We start from the raw sequence: 23,546 nt of genomic DNA, 5'->3' as shown, positions 1-23,546 counted from the left end.
GTGGCGGCCCATGCCAAACCGTCCGTCGCCCGCTCGGGTGTGACTCCGCTCATCCCGGTCGAATCACATCGATGTACGTCCCGCCTGTGACTGGTGGGACGTGAGCGACGTCTCGTGCGGCGTGTCCTGGGCGACTCGCCGGACAGCTGGTCACGGGGGAGTCACGGAATGTTTCGATGGCCCGGCCGATCTCTTCATCTTCCTCGCGAACGGGCTGGTGCATGCACGCACGGATGGGTTCCGACACCCCGACCGATCTGCTGGTCGCGGTGGACCCTCCGTCCGGACGGGGAGCGGCCCGCCACTCCCGGCGTGCGGCACGGCCCCGGCCGGACCGCCGTCCCGGCGTCCTGCTCGCTGCGCTGCTCACCGGCGGCCTGGCCGCCGCGGCGCTCGGGTTCCCGGGCCCTGCCGGTGCCGCGCCGGGGAGCACCTCCGTCCTCGTGGCCCAGCAGCAGCTCCTGGGCACCGAGGAGCAGCTCGAGGTGCTGCCGCGGGCGTCGGTCACCGTCGCCGAGGCGGAGGCCCGGCTGCGGGAGGTCGCCGCTTCCCGAGCCTCCCGAGCCGAGGCGGCGGCGCGGGCCGAGGCCGCCGCAGCCGAGGCCGCGGCCGCCGCTGCCGAGGCCGCCCGGCCCAAGGCGGTGATGCCGGTCGACGGCGCCCGGCTCACCAGCGGCTACGGCAGCCGGTGGGGCACCTTCCACTACGGGATCGACCTCGCCGCCCCCATGCGCACGCCGGAGTACGCGGCGGCCGACGGGGTCGTGCTGCGCGCCGGCGCCGCCTCGGGCTTCGGGCTGGCCGTGTACATCCTCCACGACAACGGCGACGTGACCGTCTACGGCCACATGGACAAGATCCTGGTGGAGCCGGGGGAGTACGTGGACGCCGGCGACACCATCGCACTGCTGGGCAACCGCGGTCAGTCCACCGGGCCGCACCTGCACTTCGAGGTCCACAAGGGCGGGATCGACGGCAAGCGGATCAACCCGGTGCCCTGGCTGCGCGAGCGCGGCGTCGACATCTGAGGCGCTGCCCACCCGTGGTGTGATCCCGGGGTGAGCCGCGCGGTCGAGGAGTCCAACCGGCGGCTGCTGCGGGCGCGGGACGCCATGGACCGCCGCTACTCCGAGCCGCTCGACGTCGCGACGCTGGCCCGGATCGCCCACGTCTCCGAGGCGCACTTCATCCGCACCTTCCGCGCCACCTTCGGCGAGACGCCCCACCGCTACCTGCAGCGGCGGCGGGTCGAGCGGGCGATGTTCCTGCTGCGCTCCACCGACCGCAGCGTCACCGACATCTGCATGGCGGTCGGCTTCTCCAGCCTCGGCACGTTCAGCCGGGTCTTCCGGGACGTCGTCGGCGAGCCGCCGAGCGTCCACCGGCGGCGCGGCCCGCTGCCGCCGGCGCCGTCCTGCTTCGCGATGGCCTGGCTGCGACCGAGCAGTTTCGGAGAAGCGCCCGGGGAGTGAGCCCTCCTAGCGTTCGGCGCATGCTGACCGCGATCACCATCACCCAGATCTACGTCCCCGACCAGGACCAGGCGCTCGACTTCTACGTCGGCAAGCTCGGGTTCGAGGTCCAGACCGACATGGCCTTCGGTCCGATGCGCTTCCTCACCGTCAGCCTCCCCGCCCAGCCCGACCGCGCCGTGCTGCTGGAGAAGCCCGGGCCGCCGTCGATGAGCGAGGAGACCGCCGCCGAGGTGCGGACGGCGATCAGCAAGGGCGTGGCCGGCGGTCACCTCTTCTTCGCCTGCGACGACGCGTACAAGACCCACGCCGACCTCAAGGCCAAGGGTGTCGAGATCACCGAGGAGCCGGTCGACCAGCCCTACGGCATCGACTTCGGCCTGCGCGACCCCTTCGGCAACCACATCCGCATCGCGCAGCTGAAGGCCGCCTGAGGCCGCACCGGCGGGGGTGGCGCCGCGCCGTGCGCCGTGCCCACCCCTGCGCGGGCGGACGCGCTCAGCCCTGTACAGTGACTCCCGGCCCGAACGCACCAGAGCGGGCCGGTCCGGGGCTGTGGCGCAGCTGGTAGCGCACCACACTGGCAGTGTGGGGGTCAGGGGTTCGAGTCCCCTCAGCTCCACCCCGATGACCAGGCCGTTCTCCATCTGGAGGACGGCCTGAGTCGTCTCTGGTTGCAGTTGTGGTTGCAGTTTGCCCACCCTTACCGGGCAGCAGCAGGGCGCTCATCCGGTCGGCGGCTTCGCGGGCCAGCGCCGGCATGACGTGGCTGTAGATGTCCATCGTGGTGCGCATCTGGCTGTGGCCGAGCAGCTCCATGACCACCCTGGGGTGCACGTTCTCTGACAGCAGCAGGGTGGCCGCGGTGTGCCGGCCGTCGTGCAGCCGGACGTGGCGGACGCCGGCCTGCTGCAGCAGCCGCGTCCAGTCGTCGTGGTCGGTCTTCTTGTCGATCGGCCGGCCGTTGACCTGGGCGAAGACCAGGTCCTCGTCGTGCCACTCGGAGCCGGCCAGCATCCGCTCGCCGAGCTGGGCGGCCTTGTGCCGGTGCAGCTCGGCGACGAGAGGCATCGGCAGGGCGAGCGTGCGCTGGCTGCGGCGGGTCTTGGGCTCCTCGTAGATCAGCCCGCCTCCGCGGACCCGGTGGATGCTCCGCCGGACCGTCAGCGTGCCTGTGAGGAGGTCGATGTCCTTCCACTGCAGCGCCAGGGCCTCGGACTGCCGCAGGCCGAGCGCGAGGGCGACGGTCCAGCGGGCGGAGTTGCGGACGCCGGCCGCGGCGTGCAGCACGGCACGGGCCTCGCCGAGGTCGAGGGCGGTGGCGACGTTGCTGGCGCGCTGGGCCGGCGGGTCGACGAGCGCGGCGACGTTGCGCGGGACGTGGCCGCGCTGGACGGCGACGGTGAGGGCACGGGACAGGATGCGGTGGTGCCGGAGCACGGTAGCGGGGGAGTAGCCGGCGTCGAGCAGGGCGGTGTAGAGCTGGTCGAGATGCTCGGGTCGCAGCCGATCGAGGCGGTGCCGGCCGAGTCCGGGGATCAGGTGGTTGCGGACGGCCGACTCGTAGCTCTCCAGTGTCCGCTGCCGCACCCGGCGCGGGGCGATGGTGGTGAGCCAGTGCTCCAGCCAGTCGGCGACGGTCGGGGTCGACGTCTCGCCGACCGTTCCGGACTCGCGCTTCCGCTCGAGCTCTCGGACCTTCGCGACCACGACGGCGCGGCTCTTGCTGCTGACATGCCGGGCGGTCGAGTCTGCCGTCGAGTCTGAAGCCGACGGAGACGTAGCCGTGCCAGCGCCCGTCGGCGCCCTTGTAGATCGTCGACTCGCCGTTCGCTGCGCGCCCTGCCAAGTCTTGTCCCCGTCGTCGTCGGTGCGGGCAGTGTTCAGCAACCCACTGACGGGTGGCCACCGCTCGATGGGGACAACGCCGGCTTGTCCACAGGGGTGGGCCGGCGCCGCCCTGGGCGTTCCGGGACGGCCGGTGGGGGAGCGTCCAGCCGGCTGACGTAGCGCTCGAGCTCGGCACGGGAGATCCGGCAGCTACGGCCGATGTGCACCGGCCTCAGCTGGCCCACCTTGATCAAGGCGTAGACGGTGGTGCGCCCGACCCGGAGGACGTCGGCGGCCTCCTCGGTCGTCAGGAGTAGCCGGTCGCTGCTCCCGTCCGCCGGTGGCCGATCGTCGTCGATGCGCACGCTGTCCTCCCGGTGAGACGGCGACCGGCGGGCGGGTCGCCCCTCACCCGTAGAAGGCGCTTTCCTCGGCCGATTGGTGACGGCTGGACGCGACGATCCGAACAGCGGTGGGCCGCCCGGGGCGGCGCTGAGCACCTGCACCGTGCGGAGCTGCGAGACGGGGTGCCGTCTGGATCGTCGACGTCACCCCGGGGCTTGCGGGGACGTCACCCCTCGGCTCGTGGTCAGCGCGGGTGGGGAGTGGTACGGCTGCGGATGTACATCCGGCGGGTCCGAGCGACGTCGGCGGCCGCGAGGGCGACGAACAACTCGTCGAGGTCGCGGTTGTAGATGCGGCCGGTGTCGAGCTGGACGGCGAGCTGGCCGAGCAGGCGGGGCCAGTCGTGGCGGGTCGGCGGAAGCGGCACGGGGTCTCAACTGGTCGTTCCACGGCCTGAACTGCCGAGAGCCCCGACGAGGCCGCTCGGGACTGCTCCCATGCTCGTTGCCGGCACGACGCCGAGCACCACTTCGGGAGGCGCCCCGTCGCCTTGACGGCGATCGGTCCACCACACCACCCGCACACGGAGGCGGCGCGGCGCCGAGGTTGCGCCACAGGCTCGCCTGTCCCCGCCGTATCCGCACTCGGGTCGCCGGACGGCGGCGTGCGCGGCCGCCGTGGCTGCTGCCTCGTCGCTTGGCGCCCCGATGCACTCCGACGTCTGCCCATGCCGGTGACACTCCGGATCAACGTCCCGGCCGACGTCACCCCGATGCGTCACGACGCAACGGGAGTCCTGGATGCAAGAGGTGTGTCAGTCATGGTCTTGCCTGTTGTTGGGCGTTGCTCCTCGAGACGCTGGACCCGTCGGATAGCTACGACGCGGACGACGCGAGCGGCCGAGGGACCTCAGCTGATGGGACAAGCAGCAGCTCGTCAAGAGACCGGCGCAGCGAACGCGACATCTCCTGCCGATCTCGTCAGACAGCACCTGGCACGCTGCTGCCCAGCCATGATGACTCGTCACGTCTCTCTTCTGGCAGCATCCCGACCATGTGCCCCAAGGGCTGGCGCAAGATGACGATCTGCATCCGGTCAAGACCCTACGGAAGCGACGGGCCACACTATCGAGGGTTGCCCGCCCGCCCCGCCTCCCGTTGACCAGGGTCATGTTCTAAATTCGCACACATGGCCGTGGACAGTTCAACCCTAGGCGCTCGCATCAGGGATGCTCGTGACCGCGCTGGGCTCACTCAGGCGGAACTGGCCACGGCAACCTCGCTCGATCGGTCCTCGCTGGCGAAGATCGAATCCGGGGCACGCCGTGTGTCCGCGCTCGAACTGGCGCGGATCGCGGATGCCGTCGGCGCTCGAATCGAGTGGTTCCTCGAGGAGGTGGCGCCCGCCATCCTGTCGCACAGGAATCGCGAAGAGCCAGGCGCTGCGAGTCCGGCCATCGACGCGCTGCTGGAGCGGCTGGCTCGCAACGTGGAGTTCCTTCAGCTTCACGGGAACTTGCCGCTAGCTGACCTAGATGTCATCGAACGGCCAGCTACCGACGCTGATGCAGATGAAGCCGCAGCACGCGCGCGGTCACTCCTAGGGCTCGATGAGCACGAACCGGTGCTAGACCTTGATTCAGCTTCCCCAGCAGCCGGCCTGCTCCTCTTCAGCATCGAGCTGGGCAGCGACACCGCCGACGCTGCATCCATTGCGCTCCGGTCTGGCGGTCTCGCTGTTGTCAACGGCTCCCAGCAGGTCGGGCGTCGACGGCTGGCTGCTGCGCATGAACTAGGGCACCACCTGTTCGCCGACGAGTACACCATCGATTGGCGCGTGACCGCAGGCATCGACGCCGCACCATGGGAGGCGCGAGTCGACCGGTTCGCCCGTGCCTTGCTGCTTCCGCATCTTGGCGTTGAGCGGACCTGGCGACAGTTGGTTGATTCGTCCGATGCGCTCCGTGTGGCCGCGGTCCGCATGGCAAGCCTCTTCCGTGTGGACATGGCAACGCTCAGTCGACGTCTCGGAGAGTTAGGACTGGTGACCGCCGGAGAATCACGGACGATTCGGCAGGTCAGTACAACCCGTGCGGATATCATAGACTACAATCTTGTCCCGCGCGATGAACTCGCCTCGCCGACTCTCCCAAAGCCGTATATAAAGGCCGTTTTGGACCTCTATCGGTCTGACGTGATTGCCGCGGCCCGGGCGATCGACCTCCTGCTCGATACATGGGCTGAAGAAGACTTGCCCGTGCCCCCGCAGCTCAGCGCGGAGGCCGTCTGGGGTTTTGTGTCCTAGCCGATGCCTCGGGCCGACTTGCTTATCTTTGACACCAGTCCTCTGAGCCACTTCGCCCGAGAGAACTGGTTAGGAGCCCTCAAGGCTGTGGTCGGAGAGAGGACTGCCGTCATCCCAGACGTTGTCGTCGATGAGCTGAAGCGGGGGCTAGCTCACAACAGCTTCCTGCAGGCAGTGCTGGATGCGCCGTGGATTGGAAGGCGAGATCTTCAGTCCCCAGAGGAGATCGAGCGGTTCGGCTATTACTCCTCCTTGCTGGTAGCGGGTGAGCGAAACAGGGGTGAGGCGGGTGTCCTCGCTCTGGCGGCTACTACAGGAGGCACCGCAGTTGTCGATGACATGGCCGGGCGAACGGCTGCCCAGCGCGACGGCCTGCCGCTCACGGGCACCGTTGGCCTCATGATGCAAGCCATCCATTCGGGCTTACTCACCGTCGCGCTCGCGTCGGCCATCGCGGACGACTTGCTGTCGGGTCAGTACCGGCTGCCGTTCGGTCCGGGTGGCTTCGCAGAGTTTGCGGAGCAGAATGGGTTGACAGGACCGATGCCGTAACTTCCACGACATGGTCGGTTCGTAGAGCTCCCTAACCCCGACTCTGCGTGCCCCAACCCTGTGGTCGCTTCCGCCCATGAGCTCCGGGGGAGTGTCCGGGGCGGTTGCAATCCCCAGCTGTCAGCCGTCGGCGCAGTCAACTTGAGGCAGTCAAATCAGTGGCTCTGGCGCTCTGGCCCTGACCCATCAACCCGGAAGATGGCTTCTTCAGGGTTACTGATGGCGCTTCGAATGTTGTCCGCAACCTTGTCGATCAACTTCTGACCCCAAAAGGGGTCCGTCTGGTCATAGACGATTACTCGAATGTGGCGGAGGTCGAAGGGGACATCCTGCTCATTCGATGAGACCAACACAACTGGCTTCTCCAAAGCGTGAGCCAAGCCGAGTTCGTAAAACACGTTCGCATTCTTCGTCGTCAATTCCGCCACGAGTACGGTGGCCTCACGAATGCCGCGCCAGATCTGGTCGATGATCTTGCCTGTTGCGAAGATCTCTGCGTCCGCGCGAAGCGGTGTCAATCCCGCCTGTAAGATGGCCGGCTTGAAGATGGACTCGTAGTACGCGCCCAAAGGTCCGGCAAATGGTTGCATTACGAAACAGCTACTGCCGATCGGGACTGCCGCCCTGGACTTGCTTAGGGCTTTCGTCGACTGCTGCCCACGGTGCTCTTCATCGCGGCCAACGTCAATCAGCCTTGGGCGCGGACCTGACACGTCGAGCAGGTCGGCTGACCTGATGGACTCATCGAATACTTGCTGGAATTCCGCGACCTTGTCGGACGGGATGCGGAATCGATCCGTAAGAGCATTCGTAAAATACTGGGCGTCCGGCAGACTTTCGCCACGGTAGTAGTTGTAGACGTCGGAGAGGTCCGGCGCCGCCAACACCGCGTCGCGGAATGCCGTCACGCGCTCGTTGTCCGACTGCGGCGCGACGGCAGCCCGGGCGCGGTCCGTCAGCACGAGAGTCTGACCGTCGGCCTTGAAGTAGCCATACTTTAAGGACGAACTGATCTCAACGTTCAACGCGCCGCTGAGTGCCTGCGCCCCCGCGAACTTGACAGCCTCAGCTCGAGTTGCTGGTTTCCCGCCGTTTTGGTCGTAAACGGCTTTTGGTATACGGAGCGCCTTCTCAACGGAATGCCTTGGGAACTTCGCCTGCTGCCCGGTCGCAGCTGCGGTCGGCTTCGCCTTCTTAGCGGTGCGCTTTTTCGCATCAGTCTTCGTTGGTCGAGGTTTGCTGGCCGCAGCCTTCTTGACGGGCGACACTTTGGAGGGGGTGCGCCGGGTTCTTTCTTCGGCGGCGGCCGCTGCTGGGTCCGGAACGGCGCCAGCGGTGGCGAGTGGCGCCTCCGCGGCCTCTGACGCATCTGGCGGAGCAACTCGCTCGTGGTCGACTCCTTGCGACTCCGTCACGGATCGTTCCGTCCTTCTCGTCTCGAGCTGTCTCGTCCCGGGCCGACAGGATGCCCCAGCTGCTCACTCGCCGCCGCGCGTGCGCTCGCGCTGTGCGGCGAACGGAGCAGGCGAACCTCGTGAGTAGGTGTCAGTCGGTTCGGGACTGGCAGGCGGCGCTTCCCCGATCGCGTGCAGTTCCACGTCGCGGGAGGCTCAGTTTCAGGCGCCCTCTGGTAGAACCTGACGGTGACCATGCCAGACGTGAGCGGCGCCCTCCTCGTCAGCCAGTCGCCGCGGCGACAGTTCCCGGGCCCCAGCAGGCTGCGCTGAACTTCAGCCAACTCCACACCTCGGCTAATGAGCTGCATCAAGGACAGGCGCCTGTGGTTGCAGTTGGCCTATCCCGATCTTGGTTCGTGGTCGTTCGCCGTTGTTCGGCGAAGTGGAAAACCCCCTGCTCACCAGGTCTTTCGGACTACGGCGGACGTCGGCGAACGCCGTCAGGTCGGCCTGGCAGTGTGGGGGTGAGGGGTTCGAGTCCCCTCAGCTCCACCCCGTCGAGCAAGCCGTCTCCGATCCGGAGGATGGCCTGACTCGTTCCCGAGGTCATCCGCGAGCTCGTCGGGGCCGCCCGGAGCCTGCGCCGACCCGACGTCGGGCACCCGGCGCCGGTGCCGTGGAGAACGGTGTGCCGCCGCCCAGTAGGACCGGGTGGGTGACGACCGCGTACTCGTCGATCGGCTCCAGCCGGAACCAACTCAGGCCGCCCTCCGGAAGTGAGGACGGCCTGAGTCGTTGTTCGGGTCTTACCGGTTTGCGGTGTGCGACGGCCCGGGCGTGGTTCCGCCCGGGCCGCCGGTTCCCGTTCGGGCTACTCCGCCAGCCACACCTCGCCCCACATGGCGGTCGCACCCGGGACGCCGTCACCTGCCGTGCCGTCCGGGAACTCCCAGCCGTCGACGTTCTTCAGCTCTTCCTGCACCGCGATGTCGGTGAGGGTGTAGCCGGTGAAGAGGTTCGGCACGTTCTCGGAGAGGTGCAGGCTGATCTCCTCGACCGCAGCCTGGCGCTCCTCCAGGTCCGTGGTGGAGCGGAGGACCTCCAGCTGCTCGTCGATCACCGGGTCGGTGTAGTCGGTGAAGTTGAGCGGACCCTCCGTGAACGCGTCGTCGAAGATGTAGTACGGGTCGCGCTCCGAGCTGAACCGGAAGCACGCCGCGTCGTAGTCCCGCGCGATGGCGTTCTGGATGTGGGCGGCCTGCTCGACCGCGTTGAGCTCCACCTCGATGCCCAGGGCGCTCCAGAACGCCTGGTAGAGCTGGGACAGCTCGTTCAGGCTGGGGTCGGGCGGGCAGTTGTAGGTGAAGGAGATCGGGGTGCCCACCGGCTTGCCGTCGGAGCGCTCCGGGTCGTTGATGTACTCGTCGTAGAGCTCCTGGGCCCGCTCCGGGTCGAAGCCGGGGAACGCCTCGTCCGCCTCCTCGGAGTAGAACGGGCTGTCCGGGCTGAAGTACTGCGAGGCCGGCGGAACCATGCCCGTGCCACCGAGCACCTCGATGAGCTCCTCCTGGTCGATGGCGTACGCCAGGGCCTGGCGCACCCGGACGTCGTCGAACGGCGGCCGGCTGGTGTTGAGCAGCGAGCCACCGCTGTTGTTGCCGAGGTACTCGTAGTTGTCCACGCCCTCCAGGTCACGGGCCCGGGCGATGGTGCTCTGGCGCAGCGACTGCATGGCCTGGATGTCACCGCTCTCCAGGCTGGCCAGGCGGGTGTCCTCGTCGGGGATCGGCCGGAAGGTGATCCCGTCCAGGTAGGGCAGGCCGTCGCGCCAGTAGTTCTCGTTCCGCTCCACCTCGAGCGCGTTGTCGCGCTGCCAGCTCACGAACTGGAACGGGCCCGTGCCCACGGGGTTGGAGCCGGCGTCGGGGCCGAACTCCGCCGCCGCGGTGGGCGAGAACGGCCAGCCCGGTGCCAGGGTCAGCACGTCGGGGAAGGCGGCGTTGGGCTCCTCGAGGACGTACTCCACCGTGAGGTCGTCCACGACCTCCATGGAGACGCCCTTGAGGGTTGCGCCCACGTTGGACGTCGCGGTCGTGAGGTAGTCATCGAAGTTCGACTTCAGCGCCTGCGCGTTCAGCGGCGTGCCGTCGTGGAACTGGATGTCAGGCCGGAGCTTCAGCGTCCAGCGGGTGAGGTCCTCGTTGGGCTCCATCGACTCGGCGAGGTAGGGCTTGACGTCCCCCTCCTCGGTGCGCTTCATCAGCGGGTCGTAGATCGAGTAGGCCACCGCGAGGCCCGGGTTGCCGAAGCTCCCCTCGCCGGGCAGCCAGCTGTTGGTCTCCGCCTCCAGGCCGACGTCGATGGTGCCGCCGGTGACCGGGTCACCCTGTTCGGAGACGTCGTCGACCGTGCCCTCCTGGGCCGGGCCGGCGCTCTCCTCGTCGCCGCCACCACCACAGGCAGCGCTGCCGAGCAGGACCCCTACGAGCCCTACCGAAGCGAGAGTCCGCTTCCACGGGGCTCCCATCGGGCGTCGATGTCCTCGCATGTGTCCACTCCTCGATCGGTCATCCACAGACAGCACGGCGCACCGGAGACCGGCGCACCTGCGCGAGCGCAGAGCGCTTGCTCGAAGTCTGACTCGGTCCGTGATGCGGATCACTGTGCGCAGCGCACCGATGTTCTCGGGCCCGCCATGCGTTGCGCACAAAGCGGCCGGAAACCGGTGGCGTCACGGCCGGCGACGGGTCCAAGCTGCGGTCCGTGAGCAGCAGCGACGTCTGGGACGACGCGACCGCGACCAGCTACGACGACACCGCGGCGTCCATGTTCGCGCCCGAGGTCCTCGACCCCGCGGTCGCGCTCCTCGCCGGGCTGGCCGGGGAGGGGCCGGCGCTGGAGTTCGCGATCGGCACCGGTCGCGTCGCCATCCCGCTGGCCGCCCGGGGCGTGCCCGTGACCGGCATCGAACTGTCCCGACCCATGGCCGACGAGCTCCACCGGAAGGGCTCCGGGATCCCGGTGGTGGTGGGTGACATGGCTACCAGCACCGTCCCCGGGGAGTTCTCGCTGGTCTACGTGGTCTGGAACAGCCTCGGGAACGTGCGGACCCAGGCCGAGCAGGTCGAGTGCTTCCGCAACGCCGCCCGCCACCTCGCGCCGGGCGGCTACTTCGTCGTCGAGCTGGGCGTCCCGCAGCTCCGGCGCTTCCCGCCCGGGCAGACGGCGGTGCCCTTCCACGTCGGCGCCCACCACACCGGCTTCGACACCCTCGACCCGGTCACCCAGCAGGGCACCTCCCACCACTACTGGCGTCCCGACGACGGGACCGTCCGGTACGCGGCCAGCAACTTCCGCTACGTCTGGCCCGCCGAGCTCGACCTCATGGCGCAACTGGCCGGCCTCGAGCTGGACCGGCGGATGGCCGACTGGCACGGCGCTGCCTTCACCGGCGAGAGCGGGAGCTCCGTCTCGGTCTGGCGGAGACCGGCCTGACGAGGTGCCCCGGGCGATGTCCACGCCACCGGACGGCATGATCGGCATCGACACGGCCGCGCCGCGGCCCGCCGACCGCCTGCTCCGGAAGGACCCGCCATGCCCACGCTGGATCGCTCCGGCGACGTGTTCGTGCTCGACCTCGGCGACACCGAGAACCGCTTCTCCCCGGACTGGCTGACCTCGGTCGGCGCCGCGCTCGACGAGGTCGAGCAGGCCGAGGGCGCTCGGGCCCTGGTCACCACGGCCACCGGCAAGTTCTTCTCCAACGGCCTGGACCTCGAGTGGCTCTCCACGCACGAGAACCAGTGGGGCGGGTACGTGTCCGGCGTCCAGCACCTCCTGGCCCGCGTGCTCGCGCTGCCGCTGCCCACCGTGGCCGCGATCCAGGGCCATGCGTTCGCCGCCGGCGCCATGCTCACGCTGTCGCACGACGTCCGCGTCATGCGCGCCGACCGCGGCTTCTGGTGCCTCCCCGAGGTCGACATCGCTATCCCGTTCACCCCGGGCATGTCCGCGCTGATCCAGTCCCGGCTGGCGCCGCAGACCGCGCACATCGCGATGACCACCGGCCGCCGCTACGGGGGTGCCGAGGCCGTCGAGGCCGGCATCGTCGACCAGGCCGTGGCCGAGGACGCCGTCCGCTCGACGGCGGTGGAGATCGCGGCCGGGCTGACCGGCAAGGCCGGCGCCACGCTGGGCACCATCAAGGCGCGCATGTACGCGCCGGCCGTGGAGAGCCTCCGCGCCGACGTCCAGGGTTGAGATGCCGGCGCCGGAGGATCGGTCGGTCCTGGGCCTGCCCGCGCCCGGGCCGGATCGGGAACTGCGCTACGGCGACCACCCCGACCACGTCGTCGACCTCTACCTCGGAGCTCCCGGTGCCGAGGCGCGACCCCTGGTCGTCTTCGTGCACGGCGGCTTCTGGCGGCCGGCCTACGACCGCATCCACGGGCGCCCGCTGACCGCAGCCCTCGCCGCCGCCGGCTGGACGACGGCGGCGCTCGAGTACCGGCGGGTGCCCGGCCGGCCCGACGACACGGTGGACGACGTCGCCGCGGCGATCCGGTTCCTCGCCGACGTCCCCGAGCTGGGACGAGCCTGCGACGGACGGTTCGTGCTGGTCGGGCACTCGGCCGGCGGGCACCTGGTCCTGCAGGCCGCCGCCGACCCCCGGACCCCGGTGCCGGCCGGCGTGGTCGCGCTGGCGCCCGTCGCGGACCTCGGGCTGGCGGAGGAGCTGGCCCTCGACGGCGACGCGGTGCGCGCGTTCCTCGGCCGGCCCGCTGCCGAGCGACCCGACCTCGACCCGGTGCGGCAGCCCGCTCCGGACACCGCCGTGACGATCGTGCACGGCGCGACCGATGCGATCGTCCCGCTCGCCGTGGGCCGGTCCTACGTCGCCGCCCACCCCGCGGCCCGGCTCGTGGAGGTGGAGGGCGGCCACTTCGTCGTCATCGACCCGCGCAGCACCGCCTGGCCGGCACTGCTCGCCGCGCTGGCCCCACGTCGGGCGCGGTGAGCGGGTGCTGATCGTCGTCTCGGGCCTGCCGGGTACCGGGAAGACGGCGGTCGCGGCGGCACTGGCCGGACGACTGGCGGCGACCCACCTGTCCGTCGACCCGGTCGAGGACGCCCTCCTGGGCGCCGGGATCCTCCGGAGCCGGGCGACCGGGGTGGCCGCCTACGAGGTCGTCCGGGTGGCGGCCGAGCAGAACCTCCGGCTGGGCGCGACCGTCGTGGTGGACGCCGTGAACGACAGCGAGCCCGCCCGCGAGACGTGGCGTGCGGCAGTGGAGGGGACCGGGGCCGAGCTCGTGTCCGTGCTGCTCGTCCTGGACGACGCGGGTGAGCACCGTCGGCGGCTGGAGGGTCGCGGTCGGCCACTGGGGCACCTGCCCGAACCGTCGTGGGAGGACGTGCTGGCGCGGGCGGCGGCCTACGTGCCCTGGCCGGAGGGCACGTGCCTGCGCATCGGCGCGCAGGGGTCGGTCGACGACGTGGTGGCCGAGCTCCTGGAGCGACTTCCCGGCCGGTGAGCGGCCGGTGTCGCACGCGGGCTGCGGGGTCTCTACGGTTGCGTCGATGCAGCCGGATGGATCAGCAGCGACCAGCACGATCGTCGTCATGGGCGTCTCCGGCTCGGGGAAGTCCACCGTCGCGGCCGAGCTGGTGCAGCGGCTGGGATGGGACTTCGCCGAGGGGGACGACCTCCATCCGCGCGCCAACGTCGAGAAGATGGCCGCGGGGCAGCCGCTGGACGACGACGACCGCCGCCCCTGGTTGCGCGAGATCGCCGCGTGGATCGGCGCGCGGGAGGCGGCGGGGCGGTGCGGGGTGATCACCTGCTCGGCGCTCAAGCGCAGCTACCGCGACCTGCTGCGGGACGGCCGGCCGTCGGTCTGGTTCGCCCACGTCGCGGTCGACGCGGAGATCCTGCGCGAGCGGGTCGAGCGCCGCACGGGCCACTACATGCCGTCCTCGCTGCTGGAGAGCCAGCTGGCCACCCTGGAACCGCTGGCACCGGACGAGCCGGGGGCGACGGTCTCGGGTGCAGGATCGCCCGGGGAGGTCGCAGAGGTTCTGCTCGCGGCGCTGGCGCGTACGGGCCGTCCGGCCGGCTGAGCGCCTCAGTCCTCGGGCGGCGCCCCGACCGGGCGCCGGTCGGCCGGCGAGCCGGGGCTGTCGCCGTCCCGGAGGTGCGCGCGCCGCTCCACCCGCAGGTTCGCCGTCCGCACGGTCGAGGCGGAGTCGGCGAGCTCGGCCGTGCCGCCGGCCAGCCGCTTCTGGACGACCATCCGCTCGGCGCGGGCATCCCGGATGGCCAGCAGCAGCTCGTCCAGGCTCATGGCCAGCACGAAGGTGCGGCCGCCGACCAGGTGGACGACGGTGTCGGGAACGGCCTCGGCGCGCTCGATCTCGCCGGGGTCGATGGTGAAGTGCTCGCCGTTGCGACAGGTGACTGCGATCACGAACGCGATCCTTCCGCTCGGCGGGGGGATGCCCCGGATGCGCCTGATGCGGCTCTTCCTGCATCGGCAGGCCGGACCCGGAGCTGAAGCCGGACCGGACCGCATCACCCGCCGGGGCTCAGAAGCCGAAGAGCAGTCCGAGCCCGCCGATGGTGAACAGCACCATCACGACCACCAGCGGCAGCTGGTCCGAGGCGCGGGCGTGCCGCTCCGTGCGCAGCGCACGCTCGTGGGCGAGGGTCACCCCGGCCACGTGGCCGGCGATCACCCCGCCGACCTGGACGTAGGCGATGGTGTCCGGGCTGACCGCGGTCAGGTCCACGACGTTGTCGTAGGTGCCGAACAGGTCCACGCCGGACAGGCCGAACGGGTTGCTCAGCAGGATCCACGTCGTCTGCCCGTCGAGTGCCAGCAGGCTGAAGTAGTGCGCGACCGTGTACCCCAGCGCGATCGGGATGACGGTGGCGGCGTACCGGCGCGGCTGGATCGCGCCCGGCCGGCCGGCCAGCCGGCCGGAGAGCCGGGTGCCGAGCAGGTACAGGCCGCCGACGAGGGCGATCGAGGCGAGCAGGGCGATGGTCCCCGACAGCGCGTCCTCGGCCGAACCCGGTCCGGTCTGCCACCAGGCGGTGCGGGAGATCCCGTCGAACGCCGTGGAACCGAGCAGGACGACGACGACGGCAGCCAGGCCCGGCAGCTCCGGGGTGGACACCGCGTTCGTCAGCGGGCTGCGCACGACCAGCCGGCCGTCGCTGCGGCGTGCCCACGGCGACAGCCGGGCGACGAGCGTGGAGTAGACCTCGAAGCCGTCGCCGCGGGCGAACCAGTCCTCGCCGAACCAGAGGGCCAGGCCGGTCTGCACCACCGCGTAGCCGACGAGGAAGGCGGCGACCGTCGTCGGTTCGGCCCGGCCGGGGTACACGAGCTCGAACCACAGGAACACCAGCAGGGACACCGCCGCCGGCCACAGTCCCAGGGCCGGGAGACGGTGCACACCGGGGGAGGTGCGGAGGACGGACCCGGCCAGGGCGTGCAGGAGGCGCAGCGGGTTGACCACCCGCCAGACGGGGCCGAGCAGCAGGCTGGCCGGCACCAGGCCGACCCAGAAGGTCACGTACAGCGCCCACGGTCCCAGGTTGCGTGCCGTCTCCGGCGGCCCACCGATCGTCGCGGCGACCACCAGCACGGACAGCGCCAGAGCCACCCCCTGGAGCGCGCGGCGGACGGCGCCGCTGTCCGCGATCCGCTGGACGGCCTGCGGGAGCGGCCGCCCGGCGTCCGGACCGCCCAGCTTCGGGGTGCGCCAGAAGAGCAGCAGCGCGGCGAAGCTGATCAGGATGGCCGCACCCGCGCCGTACAGCGCCAACCCCAGGGGGATCGGGAGGTCGGTGCGTGAGCCGACCCCGTGCGCCAGCAGCGTCACGTGACCTCCTCGCCGGGGCTCGTCGGTCGCGTCACGAGACCGCCTCGCCGGGGCTCGTCGGTCTCGTGCCGCCGCGTGCTCTGCTCCTACGTGACCTCGCACGCTCGGTCACGAGACCTGCAGCGTCAGCAGCACCGTCCCGGCCTCGTGCAGCTCCAGCTCGAACACCCCGGGGACCGTCGCGTCGAAGGCCAGCTCCGTCGGGGCGCCGGCCGCGAGGTCGGCGGTGACGTCGTAGCCGTGCAGGTGCGCCTCGTCCGGGGCGTCACTGGTGATCGTGACGGTCACGGGGTCGCCGAGCGGGACCGTGACCCGGCCCGTGTCCCCGGTGACCCGGCCGCCGGCGACCTGCACCGCCAGCGTCGTCCCCGCGGGCTCGGCGGGCGGGCTGGTGGTCGCCTCGCTCTCCGGCGTGTCCTGCGCCCTGCTCGCGGGCGAGCCGCTCGCGGCGGGATCGTCCGGCGCATCCGTGCCGGCGCAGCCGGACACGACCAGGGCGAGCGGGAGCAGGGTGGCCGCGAGGACGGTGCGCCGGCTCATCGGCGGCCCGTCCCGGAGGGCGCGCCGACGTCCTCCGCCGGGCGGTCCGGAGCGGTGTCGGCGTACGGGTCGCGGTCCCCGGCCCGCCGCGCGTAGCGGCCCACGCCCCAGGCGATGGTCGCGATCAGCGCCAGGGTGCACACCAGCACGACGAGGTTGGAGATCGTCCACAGGCCGCCCGTCGCGCCGTTCAGCTCGCGCTGCAGGATCTCGATCTCCGGGATGGCCGAACGCGTCATGCCGTCCTCGGCGGGCACCTCCTCCTCGCCGATGGCCTCGTCGGCGGGCAGGTAGATCGGGATCGCGGTCAGGGTCCGGCCGTCGTGCAGCCGCAGCAGGGTCTTCCACGTGCCGTGCAGCGGGACCGGCTGCGTCGTCCGGTAGGCCCCCTCGCCGGTCCGCTCGAGGGCGGTGACGACCAGGCCGTCGCCCTGCCACGAGGTGATCTGCACCCACGCTGGGTCGTCGACGGCGCCGGCCGGGTCGAGCTGGACGGTGACGTCCGCCGTGCGGGGGTCGGTCTCGACGTCCTCGATGCCGAAGGTGGCCTGGACGTCGTCGGGGACGGTCGCGACCAGACCGTTGGCCACCGCCGCGGCGAGGACCACGAGGGAGCCCACCAGGACGGTGCGGGCGACCGCAGGGCGGGGGAGCTGCCTGCGCAGGCCGGTGGCCAGCAGCGCGCCGAGCAGGCCGCCGACGACGCCGCCGACGAGGGCCATCAGCGTTCCCTCGACCAGGATGTCGCTGTTCCACGACAGGGTCTGGGTGAACCGGGTCCAGCCGGCCTCGGTCGCGTGCCCGATCGTGCCGATCAGCACGCCGGCGACCGCGCCGAAGGCCAGGGGCTTACGGAGCAGCGCCACCGACAGGGCCAGCAGCTCCACGAGGATCGCCGAGCCGAGGTAGAGCGGGAAGGTCGGCAGGATCTCGCCGAAGCCGGGGCCGACGATCAGCGCGATGCCGCCACGGATGACGAGGAAGAACGCGGCCGCGGCCAGGGCACCACCCCGGCCCATGAACAGCCGGGCCGCCACGAGCGCGAGGCCGGCCGCGCCGGCGATCATCAGCGGCTCCAGGACCAGCCGGAACTGCGGGACGTCGAAGTCGTACTCGCCCTGGAACACCGACAGCCCCAGGAGCAGCCCGCCCATCGCCGAGGCCTGCCGGAGGAACCGGGCGGTCCGGCCCACCTTGCGGTCGCCGTCGTCGGTGGACAGCCCGCCGTGGCCCTCCTGCTCGAGCAGCAGCAGCCCGACGATGGAGAGCCCGGCGCCGCCGATGAGCATCAGGTGGGTGGGGCCCCAGAGTGTGACGTCCTGGCCGAACATGCGGTGCCAGACGTCGTCCAGAGGGAAGCCGAGCAGGGCGTAGAAGCCGGCCGCGGTGAGGATGACGCCGCCGACCGGGACGTCCCAGCCGCGCAGGAAGTGGACCGCGGACGGGCCGGGCTTCTCGTCCAGCGGCATGGCGCACGCGAGGACGCCGCCGGCGAAGACACCGAAGAGGCCGAAGAGGATCAGGAAGTGGGCCGGGTTGGCCAGCGGGCCCTCGTCCCGGCCGATGCCGATGTGCAGGCTGATGTCCCACAGCATCCCGAGCAGGGCCACGAGCAGTGAGATCGTCGTCAGCACGGTCGGCAGCGCCACCCATGCCGGGACGCCGGTCGCGGCGCCGAGACGGTCGCCCACGCGGGTCAGGACGGCGGAGCGCCGCGTGCGGTGCACGAAGACCAGGGCGAGCAGGACGGCGGTGAGGCCCGCCCCGATCGCGGTGGCGGCGAGGACCTCGCCGATGGCGGCTCCCCCCGCGGGACGAGTTTCGGCGGCCAGTGGCAGCACGTCCAACGACATGGCATCCCCTCAAGGCATGGGGCTCATGGAACACCCATCACGGTGACATCGACAACTGATACATAGAACGAGCGGCTTACGGTGAGGTCACGACGGGAAGGGGGAATGGGTGAGCGCAGCGCAGGACGACCCCGCGAGGGAGCCCTCCGAGCACGACCTGACGGTCGACGAGCTGGCCGCGCGGGTGGGGCTGACCGTGCGCAACGTGCGGGCCTACTCCGCCCGCGGGCTGCTGCCGCCGCCCCGCATGGTCGGCCGCACCGGTCACTACGGCCGCGAGCACGTCGCCCGGCTGCTGCTGGTGCGCGAGATGCTGGCGGAGGGCTACTCGCTCGCGATGATCCAGCGGACGCTGTCCACCGCACCTCCGACCGCGAGTTCCGCGACCCTGGCGCTGCACCGCGCGCTGCTGGCGCCCTGGCTGCCACCGGAGCCCGAGGTCACCACGGGCGCCGAGCTGGCCGCGCGCGCGGGCGTGCCCGAGCAGCCCGAGGTGGTCGACCAGCTCGTCGAGCTGGGCCTGGTGGAGCGGCTGGACGACGGCCGGATGCGGGTGATGGACCCGGCCCTGCTGACGGCCGGCCTGCAGGTGGTCGCCCTGGGTGTGCCGCCCGCCGCCCTCATCGCCGCCCAGGCGGAGGTCAACGAGCACGTCCAGGCGATCGCGCGCACCTACGTGCAGATGTTCGTCGACACCGGCTGGCGGGCCTTCGTGGAGGCCGGGGCGCCGCGCGAGCGGCTCGACGAGATCCTCGCGACGGTGACGCGGCTGCAGCCGGTCGCCGCGCAGGCCGTGCTGGCCGCCTTCCGCACCGAGATGGCTGCGGAGGTCGCGGCGGCGGTGGAGGCTGCGCTCAGTCAGCTCGACGAGGAGTAGGCCCGTCGCCGTCCGGGAGCGCCTCGCGGGCGTGGCCCTCGCGGGTCGCCTCCTCGGCGGCCTCCCGGGCACTGATCCGGCGGTCCCGGACCACGGCTCCGACGACCAGTGCGACGAGGAGCGCCGCGGGGACGAAGAAGCCGAGGGTCCCGATCATGCTCAGGCCGTCCATGGCGACGAGCTGCGTGTTCGGCACGGACCCATGTGACACCGGGCTCTGACACGGTGTCAAACCGAGCGTCAGTCGCTCCGGCGGCCCTCGCGCCAGTACCCCATGAACGCCACCGAGCGCCGGTCGACCCCCGCCACCTGCACCAGGTGACGGCGCAGGCCCTTGACCACGCCGGCTTCGCCGGCCAGCCAGGCGTAGACGCCCGAGGAGCGGGCCGGGGTGCTCCCCTCGGTGGGGACCTCCCAGAGGATCCCGCTGTCGACGTCGACGTCCTCGAGCGTCGCGACGGGGGAGGGGGCCAGGTCCTCGGCGAGCTCGGCCACCGCCGCGACGACCGCCGCCGTGAGCAGCGCGCCCCGGGGAGCGGGGGAGCCGTCGCCGGACGAGCGGGGCAGCCAGGTGACCTCGACGCCGGACGGGGCGGCCAGGTTCAGCACGTCGCCGGCCTCGGGGACCTCGAGGAGCACGCGGGCCCGCTGACCGGCCGGCAGAGACTCGACGATGGCGCAGATCGCCGGCACCGCGGTCTCGTCGCCGGCGAGGAGCAGGCAGGAGGCGTCGACGGGCGGGTGCCACTCGAAGCCGCCGGTCGGGCCGGGGAAGCGGGCGTTGGGACCGATGAGCACCACCTCGTCTCCGACCGTGGCCGCCTCGGCCCACGCCGAGGCGGGACCGGTCGCGCCGTGCAGGACGAAGTCGACGTCGACCTCGCGCAGCCCGGGACGCATCGCGCGGATCGTGTACGTCCGGATCGGCATCTGCCGCTCGGCCGGCAGCGCCCGCCAGGCGCCGTACCAGTCGGTGTCGGTCGGGCAGTCGTCGATGCCCCGCCCGGGCAGCGGCAGCATGACCTTGATCCGCTGGTCGTAGCCGTTGTTGCCGAACTCGTCGAGGTCGGCCCCGGCGAACGTCACGCGCAGGAAGCTCGGGCTCAGCCGCTGCAGGCGGGAGACCTGCGCGGCGAAGGGCCGGTAGACCGGGATCTGCACTGTCTCGGTCATGCGTTCTCCCCGGTTGGCGGCAGGTGCGGCGACGACGCCGACTTAGGCTAGCCTCACCTAGCTTCGCGCCGAGTCTCGCACACGGAGGCGAACAGATCCAGAGGCACGTTCGGTCGAACGTGCGCACCACCACGAGGAGAACCATGAGACGCCCTGCCCTCTCGATGACCGGCCTGGCCCTGGCCGCCGCTCTGTCCCTCACCGGCTGCGGGAGCGACGAGGAGCCCGACTCCGAGGCCGGCTCCACCGCGGCCGCGGACGAGGCCTTCCCGCGTACGGTCGAACACGCCATGGGGAGCACGGAGATCCCCGAGCGGCCGGAACGGGTCGTCGTCCTGGACACCGGGGAGCTGGACTCGGTCCTGTCCCTCGGCGTCACCCCCGTCGGCGCGGTGACCACCGACGTCTCCCAGGAATTCCTCAGCTACCTGGCCGAGGACGCCGCCGACGTCGAGGTCGTCGGGACCATCGCCGAGCCGAACCTCGAGGAGATCGCTGCGCTGGAGCCGGACCTGATCCTGTCCAACTCGGTGCGGCACGAGGCCATCTACGACCAGCTGTCGCAGATCGCACCGACGGTCTTCGCCGCCGACCTCGGTGACACCTGGAAGGAGAACCTCCTGCTCGATGCGGAGGCGCTCGGAAAGGAGGAGGAGGCCGAAGAGCTGCTCGCCGAGTACGAGCAGCAGGCGGCCGACCTCGGCGAGGCGATCGGAGACCCCGCAGGGACGACGGTCAGCCCGCTGCGCTTCGTCGGCGGCCCCATCCGCGCCTATCAGCCGCAGTCGTTCATCGGCACGGTGCTCGCAGACATCGGACTCGACCAGGTCGAGCTGCCGACGGGGGAGACGACGACCTTCGCCGAGCTGAGCCCCGAGCGGCTCACCGACGCCGACGCCGACGTCGTCCTGTACTCCTCCTACGGGCCGGCCGACGAGTCAGGTGAGGCCGCCGTCGTCGCCGGACCCCTGTGGCCGCTGCTCACCGCGGTGGAGAACGGTCAGGCGTTCCAGGTGGACGACGACGTCTTCTACACCGGCATCGGGCTCCGTGCCGCGACGCTGCAGCTGGAGCAGCTCCGGGAACTGCTCGTCGACTGACGCGCCGAGGGCCGCCTCCCGGTGGATCGGGAGGCGGCCCTCGGTGGGTGCGTGCCGAGCAGCCGTCAGGGCGTCTCGGTGGAGATCTGCGCGGCCAGGTACTGCGCCGCGCCCACCCGCTCGATGGCGCCCAGCTGTGCCTCGAACCAGTCGGCGTGCTTCTCCTCGTCCCGGACCATCTCCTCGAAGACGGCGGCGGTGCCGTGGTCGCCGAGGTCGTGGCACTCCTTGGCCGAGGCGTTGAACTGGGCCACGGCGGCCTTCTCGCTGTCGAGCGCCAGGACCAGCATCTCCTCGGCGGTCTCGCCGACGCGGATCGATCCCAGGCGCTGCAGGTTGGGGTGGCCGTCGAACAGGAGCACGCGCTGGATGATCGCGTCGGCGTCGCGCATCTCGTCGATGGACAGGTCGTAGAAGACCTTGCCCAGCTTCGGGAGTCCCCAGGCGTCCAGCATGCGGGCGTTGAGGAAGTACGTGTTGGTGACGGTGAGCTCGAAGGTCAACGCATCGTTGAGCAGTTCGACCACTCGGGGACTAACGGGCTGCACCTGCAACTCCCAGCTGTCGCTCGGTCATGACCGGGCAATGCTGGCACACGAGCTCGCGCATCGTCTCCACGCAGCCGCCGCACGTGCGGCCGGCTCCGGTCTCGCGGGCGACGTCGGCCACGCAGCGGGCCCCGTTCGCGATCGATTCGAGGATGTCCTGGTCGGTCACCACGTTGCAGTGGCACACGTACATGCGCGGAGTCGCCTAACCGGGAGGGAGCGGGCTGCCCGGACCGGGGTCGGGGCATCGCGGGCAGGTTAGCCTTACCTGAACCACCTGCGCCAGCCCTCCTGGTCAGCACGGCGGGCACTGGCTAGGTTCGGGCCGTGCCCGACCCCGCCGCCCGCGCCCGTGCCCTGCTCGGCCTGCACGCCGCCCCGGAGATCCTGGTCCTCGCCAACGTGTGGGACGTCGTCTCCGCCCGGGTGGTGGCCGGCACCGACGGCGTCCGTGCCCTGGCCACCGCCAGCCACTCGATCGCGGCCACCTTCGGCTACGAGGACGGCGAGCGGATCCCCCTGGACCTGCACCTGGACATGGTCGCCCGCATCGCCGCGGCCGTGGACCTGCCCGTCTCCATGGACATGGAGGCCGGCTACGGCGACCCGGGGGAGACCGCGCGGCGGGCGATCCAGGCCGGTGCGGTGGGCGGGAACCTCGAGGACGCGATGCGGCCCCTGGACGAGGCCGTGGCGGCCGTCGAGGCGGTGCTCGCCGCCGGGCGGGACGCCGGCATCGGCTTCGTGCTCAACGCGCGCACCGACGCCGTCCTGCGGGCCGAGGCCGGCGCCGACCGCACCGAGGTGCTCACCGAGGCGGTCCGCCGCGGGCGGGCCTACCTGGAGGCGGGTGCCCCCGTGGTCTTCGTCCCCGGGGTGGTCGACCGGGAGGAGATCGCGGTGCTGGCCCAGGCGTTCGGCCCCGGCCGGCTCAGCCTGATCACCGTTCCCGGCCGGTCACCGTCGATCCGGGAGCTGGCGGAGCTGGGGGTGGCCCGCGTCTCGGCCGGCCCGAACACCCAGCGCGTGGCCCTCACCGCGCTGCAGGACGCGACCGCCGCGCTCGTGGGCGGCGGCGGGCTGCCGGCCGCGACGCGGCAGCTGAACTAGCCGCCGGTGCGCGCCTCGGAGCGGCTCGCGTGGGCGGCCGGGATCGTGGCGCCCGGCGACACCGACCGGGTGCTGGAGGTCGGCTGCGGTCACGGCGTCCTCGTCTCGCTGCTGGCGGCGCGGACGGCCCGCGGTCAGGTCGTCGCCGTCGACCGGTCCGCCACCATGACCACCGCCGCGCAGCGCCGGAACACCGACGCCGTGGCGCAGGGGCGGGTCCGCCTGGTCACCTCGACGCTGCTCGGCGCGGACCTGGGCACGACACCCTTCGACGTCGTCACCTCGTTCGACGTCCGTGCGTTCTGGACGCCCCCGGCCCCCGAGTGGGACGTCGTCCGCCGGGTGCTGGCCCCGGGCGGGCGGGTCGTCGTCGCCTTCTCGGTGATGGGCCCGGGCGCCGACGAGCGCATCCGCACGGCGGTGCGCCGGCTGGCGGGGGAGCGGGGCTTCACCGAGCACGCGGTGCACCGGGCCGGGGACCTGTCCACTCCGTCGGCGGCGATCGAGTTGCGGGCCGGGCACGACGGGTAGGGGCTGGGTGCCATCGACGAGAGG

At 71.4% G+C, this 23,546-nt stretch carries 26 protein-coding genes, 1 tRNA gene and 1 pseudogene; 15 read left to right on the top strand and 13 right to left on the bottom strand.

All coding sequences use genetic code 11. From position 1 onward, the window contains the following. Positions 1-233: 233 nt before the first annotated feature. From RM425_RS19880 to RM425_RS19865, 4 genes are all read left to right on the top strand, one after another. Entirely contained in the window at positions 234-1,028 is a 795-nt protein-coding gene (locus RM425_RS19880; protein WP_311346965.1) for a M23 family metallopeptidase, read from the top strand. A gap of 30 nt (positions 1,029-1,058) precedes the next feature. Continuing rightward, a complete protein-coding gene (locus RM425_RS19875) occupies positions 1,059-1,472 on the top strand; it encodes an AraC family transcriptional regulator (protein ID WP_311346964.1) in 414 nt (137 codons plus the stop codon). A 20-nt stretch (positions 1,473-1,492) separates the two neighbouring features. Next, positions 1,493-1,906, top strand: coding sequence for a VOC family protein (locus RM425_RS19870; protein WP_311346963.1), 414 nt, complete (start codon positions 1,493-1,495; stop codon positions 1,904-1,906). 115 nt (positions 1,907-2,021) lie between these two features. Continuing rightward, positions 2,022-2,094, top strand: a tRNA-Ala gene (locus tag RM425_RS19865). Positions 2,095-2,294: 200 nt separating this feature from the next. Here the strand turns inward: RM425_RS19865 and RM425_RS21745 are convergent. From RM425_RS21745 to RM425_RS19850, 3 genes and pseudogenes are all read right to left on the bottom strand, one after another. Continuing rightward, positions 2,295-3,062 (bottom strand): annotated as a pseudogene (locus RM425_RS21745) (tyrosine-type recombinase/integrase); the annotation flags it as partial. A gap of 293 nt (positions 3,063-3,355) precedes the next feature. Then, positions 3,356-3,667, bottom strand: a complete 312-nt coding sequence (locus RM425_RS19855) for a helix-turn-helix domain-containing protein (protein WP_311346961.1) — start codon at positions 3,665-3,667, stop codon at positions 3,356-3,358. A gap of 224 nt (positions 3,668-3,891) precedes the next feature. Continuing rightward, complete coding sequence (locus RM425_RS19850) at positions 3,892-4,074, bottom strand: hypothetical protein (protein WP_311346960.1); 183 nt, start codon at positions 4,072-4,074, stop codon at positions 3,892-3,894. Positions 4,075-4,835: 761 nt separating this feature from the next. On the opposite strand from RM425_RS19850, the gene RM425_RS19845 reads away from it, so the two are divergent. Together RM425_RS19845 and RM425_RS19840 are read left to right on the top strand one after the other, a co-directional pair. Beyond that, positions 4,836-5,951, top strand: a complete 1,116-nt coding sequence (locus tag RM425_RS19845; protein WP_311346959.1) for a helix-turn-helix domain-containing protein — start codon at positions 4,836-4,838, stop codon at positions 5,949-5,951. Positions 5,952-5,954: 3 nt separating this feature from the next. Continuing rightward, a complete protein-coding gene (locus RM425_RS19840) occupies positions 5,955-6,503 on the top strand; it encodes a nucleotide-binding protein (RefSeq protein ID WP_311346958.1) in 549 nt (182 codons plus the stop codon). Positions 6,504-6,658: 155 nt separating this feature from the next. On the opposite strand, the gene RM425_RS19835 is transcribed toward RM425_RS19840, so the two are convergent. Both RM425_RS19835 and RM425_RS19830 read right to left on the bottom strand, forming a co-directional pair. Next, positions 6,659-7,918, bottom strand: coding sequence for a hypothetical protein (locus RM425_RS19835; RefSeq protein WP_311346957.1), 1,260 nt, complete (start codon positions 7,916-7,918; stop codon positions 6,659-6,661). 853 nt (positions 7,919-8,771) lie between these two features. Further along, positions 8,772-10,427 (bottom strand): ABC transporter substrate-binding protein, encoded by a 1,656-nt coding sequence (locus RM425_RS19830; protein ID WP_311346956.1) that lies wholly within the window; start codon positions 10,425-10,427, stop codon positions 8,772-8,774. Positions 10,428-10,663: 236 nt separating this feature from the next. On the opposite strand from RM425_RS19830, the gene RM425_RS19825 reads away from it, so the two are divergent. From RM425_RS19825 to RM425_RS19805, 5 genes are all read left to right on the top strand, one after another. Continuing rightward, positions 10,664-11,395 (top strand): class I SAM-dependent DNA methyltransferase, encoded by a 732-nt coding sequence (locus tag RM425_RS19825; RefSeq protein ID WP_311346955.1) that lies wholly within the window; start codon positions 10,664-10,666, stop codon positions 11,393-11,395. Between the two features lie 99 nt (positions 11,396-11,494). Next, positions 11,495-12,160 (top strand): enoyl-CoA hydratase-related protein, encoded by a 666-nt coding sequence (locus RM425_RS19820; RefSeq protein WP_311346954.1) that lies wholly within the window; start codon positions 11,495-11,497, stop codon positions 12,158-12,160. Position 12,161: 1 nt separating this feature from the next. After that, entirely contained in the window at positions 12,162-12,917 is a 756-nt protein-coding gene (locus RM425_RS19815) for an alpha/beta hydrolase (RefSeq protein WP_311346953.1), read from the top strand. 4 nt (positions 12,918-12,921) lie between these two features. Further along, positions 12,922-13,434: an AAA family ATPase gene (locus RM425_RS19810; protein WP_311346952.1), complete on the top strand. Its 513-nt coding sequence runs from the start codon at positions 12,922-12,924 to the stop codon at positions 13,432-13,434. Between the two features lie 46 nt (positions 13,435-13,480). Then, positions 13,481-14,020: a gluconokinase gene (locus RM425_RS19805; RefSeq protein ID WP_311346951.1), complete on the top strand. Its 540-nt coding sequence runs from the start codon at positions 13,481-13,483 to the stop codon at positions 14,018-14,020. Between the two features lie 5 nt (positions 14,021-14,025). Here RM425_RS19805 and RM425_RS19800 read toward each other — a convergent pair whose 3' ends face one another. The 4 genes from RM425_RS19800 to RM425_RS19785 form a co-directional block, all read right to left on the bottom strand. Beyond that, on the bottom strand, positions 14,026-14,367 hold the full coding sequence (locus tag RM425_RS19800; RefSeq protein WP_311346950.1) for a flagellar FlbD family protein: 342 nt from the start codon (positions 14,365-14,367) through the stop codon (positions 14,026-14,028). A gap of 118 nt (positions 14,368-14,485) precedes the next feature. After that, complete coding sequence (locus tag RM425_RS19795) at positions 14,486-15,790, bottom strand: hypothetical protein (protein ID WP_311346949.1); 1,305 nt, start codon at positions 15,788-15,790, stop codon at positions 14,486-14,488. Positions 15,791-15,898: 108 nt separating this feature from the next. Next, positions 15,899-16,330 (bottom strand): cupredoxin domain-containing protein, encoded by a 432-nt coding sequence (locus RM425_RS19790; protein ID WP_311346948.1) that lies wholly within the window; start codon positions 16,328-16,330, stop codon positions 15,899-15,901. Continuing rightward, positions 16,327-18,183, bottom strand: coding sequence for a hypothetical protein (locus RM425_RS19785; protein ID WP_311346947.1), 1,857 nt, complete (start codon positions 18,181-18,183; stop codon positions 16,327-16,329). Before RM425_RS19785 ends, RM425_RS19790 begins: the two co-directional genes overlap by 4 nt. Before the next feature lie 109 nt (positions 18,184-18,292). On the opposite strand from RM425_RS19785, the gene RM425_RS19780 reads away from it, so the two are divergent. Continuing rightward, positions 18,293-19,060: a MerR family transcriptional regulator gene (locus tag RM425_RS19780; protein WP_311346946.1), complete on the top strand. Its 768-nt coding sequence runs from the start codon at positions 18,293-18,295 to the stop codon at positions 19,058-19,060. Here RM425_RS19780 and RM425_RS19775 read toward each other — a convergent pair. Together RM425_RS19775 and RM425_RS19770 are read right to left on the bottom strand one after the other, a co-directional pair. Next, a complete protein-coding gene (locus tag RM425_RS19775; RefSeq protein ID WP_311346945.1) occupies positions 19,038-19,256 on the bottom strand; it encodes a hypothetical protein in 219 nt (72 codons plus the stop codon). The two genes, RM425_RS19780 and RM425_RS19775, sit on opposite strands and share 23 nt — an antisense overlap. Before the next feature lie 44 nt (positions 19,257-19,300). Beyond that, on the bottom strand, positions 19,301-20,233 hold the full coding sequence (locus RM425_RS19770) for a siderophore-interacting protein (RefSeq protein ID WP_311346944.1): 933 nt from the start codon (positions 20,231-20,233) through the stop codon (positions 19,301-19,303). Between the two features lie 143 nt (positions 20,234-20,376). Here RM425_RS19770 and RM425_RS19765 point away from each other — a divergent pair, with 143 nt between their 5' ends. Beyond that, on the top strand, positions 20,377-21,333 hold the full coding sequence (locus RM425_RS19765; protein ID WP_311346943.1) for an ABC transporter substrate-binding protein: 957 nt from the start codon (positions 20,377-20,379) through the stop codon (positions 21,331-21,333). A gap of 65 nt (positions 21,334-21,398) precedes the next feature. On the opposite strand, the gene bfr is transcribed toward RM425_RS19765, so the two are convergent. Together bfr and RM425_RS21740 are read right to left on the bottom strand one after the other, a co-directional pair. Then, positions 21,399-21,860, bottom strand: a complete 462-nt coding sequence (bfr, locus tag RM425_RS19760; protein WP_311346942.1) for a bacterioferritin — start codon at positions 21,858-21,860, stop codon at positions 21,399-21,401. 7 nt (positions 21,861-21,867) lie between these two features. Beyond that, positions 21,868-22,074 carry a (2Fe-2S)-binding protein gene (locus RM425_RS21740; protein ID WP_396137074.1) on the bottom strand — a complete coding sequence of 69 codons (207 nt, stop codon included), beginning with the start codon at positions 22,072-22,074 and terminating at the stop codon, positions 21,868-21,870. 134 nt (positions 22,075-22,208) lie between these two features. Here RM425_RS21740 and RM425_RS19755 point away from each other — a divergent pair, with 134 nt between their 5' ends. Then, entirely contained in the window at positions 22,209-22,991 is a 783-nt protein-coding gene (locus RM425_RS19755; protein WP_311346941.1) for an isocitrate lyase/PEP mutase family protein, read from the top strand. A gap of 6 nt (positions 22,992-22,997) precedes the next feature. Continuing rightward, on the top strand, positions 22,998-23,522 hold the full coding sequence (locus RM425_RS19750) for a class I SAM-dependent methyltransferase (protein ID WP_311346940.1): 525 nt from the start codon (positions 22,998-23,000) through the stop codon (positions 23,520-23,522). The last annotated feature ends 24 nt before the right edge of the window (positions 23,523-23,546 follow it).

Origin of the sequence: Blastococcus goldschmidtiae, from assembly GCF_031845325.1 — a bacterium.
GTDB classification, from domain to species: Bacteria; Actinomycetota; Actinomycetes; order Mycobacteriales; family Geodermatophilaceae; genus Blastococcus; species Blastococcus goldschmidtiae.
This window is presented reverse-complemented; position numbering and strand designations above follow the sequence as displayed.

Excerpts from the sequence above, each read along its gene's own strand:
- RM425_RS19785 (WP_311346947.1), bottom strand. The coding sequence starts at position 18,183 with ATGTCGTTGGACGTGCTGCCACTGGCCGCCGAAACTCGTCCCGCGGGG.
- RM425_RS21740 (WP_396137074.1), bottom strand. The coding sequence starts at position 22,074 with ATGTACGTGTGCCACTGCAACGTGGTGACCGACCAGGACATCCTCGAA.
- RM425_RS19845 (WP_311346959.1), top strand. The coding sequence starts at position 4,836 with ATGGCCGTGGACAGTTCAACCCTAGGCGCTCGCATCAGGGATGCTCGT.
- RM425_RS19805 (WP_311346951.1), top strand. The coding sequence starts at position 13,481 with ATGCAGCCGGATGGATCAGCAGCGACCAGCACGATCGTCGTCATGGGC.
- RM425_RS19870 (WP_311346963.1), top strand. The coding sequence starts at position 1,493 with ATGCTGACCGCGATCACCATCACCCAGATCTACGTCCCCGACCAGGAC.
- RM425_RS19770 (WP_311346944.1), bottom strand. The coding sequence starts at position 20,233 with ATGACCGAGACAGTGCAGATCCCGGTCTACCGGCCCTTCGCCGCGCAG.
- RM425_RS19830 (WP_311346956.1), bottom strand. The coding sequence starts at position 10,427 with ATGGGAGCCCCGTGGAAGCGGACTCTCGCTTCGGTAGGGCTCGTAGGG.
- RM425_RS19765 (WP_311346943.1), top strand. The coding sequence starts at position 20,377 with ATGAGACGCCCTGCCCTCTCGATGACCGGCCTGGCCCTGGCCGCCGCT.
- RM425_RS19840 (WP_311346958.1), top strand. The coding sequence starts at position 5,955 with ATGCCTCGGGCCGACTTGCTTATCTTTGACACCAGTCCTCTGAGCCAC.
- RM425_RS19815 (WP_311346953.1), top strand. The coding sequence starts at position 12,162 with ATGCCGGCGCCGGAGGATCGGTCGGTCCTGGGCCTGCCCGCGCCCGGG.
- RM425_RS19820 (WP_311346954.1), top strand. The coding sequence starts at position 11,495 with ATGCCCACGCTGGATCGCTCCGGCGACGTGTTCGTGCTCGACCTCGGC.
- RM425_RS19880 (WP_311346965.1), top strand. The coding sequence starts at position 234 with ATGGGTTCCGACACCCCGACCGATCTGCTGGTCGCGGTGGACCCTCCG.
- RM425_RS19790 (WP_311346948.1), bottom strand. The coding sequence starts at position 16,330 with ATGAGCCGGCGCACCGTCCTCGCGGCCACCCTGCTCCCGCTCGCCCTG.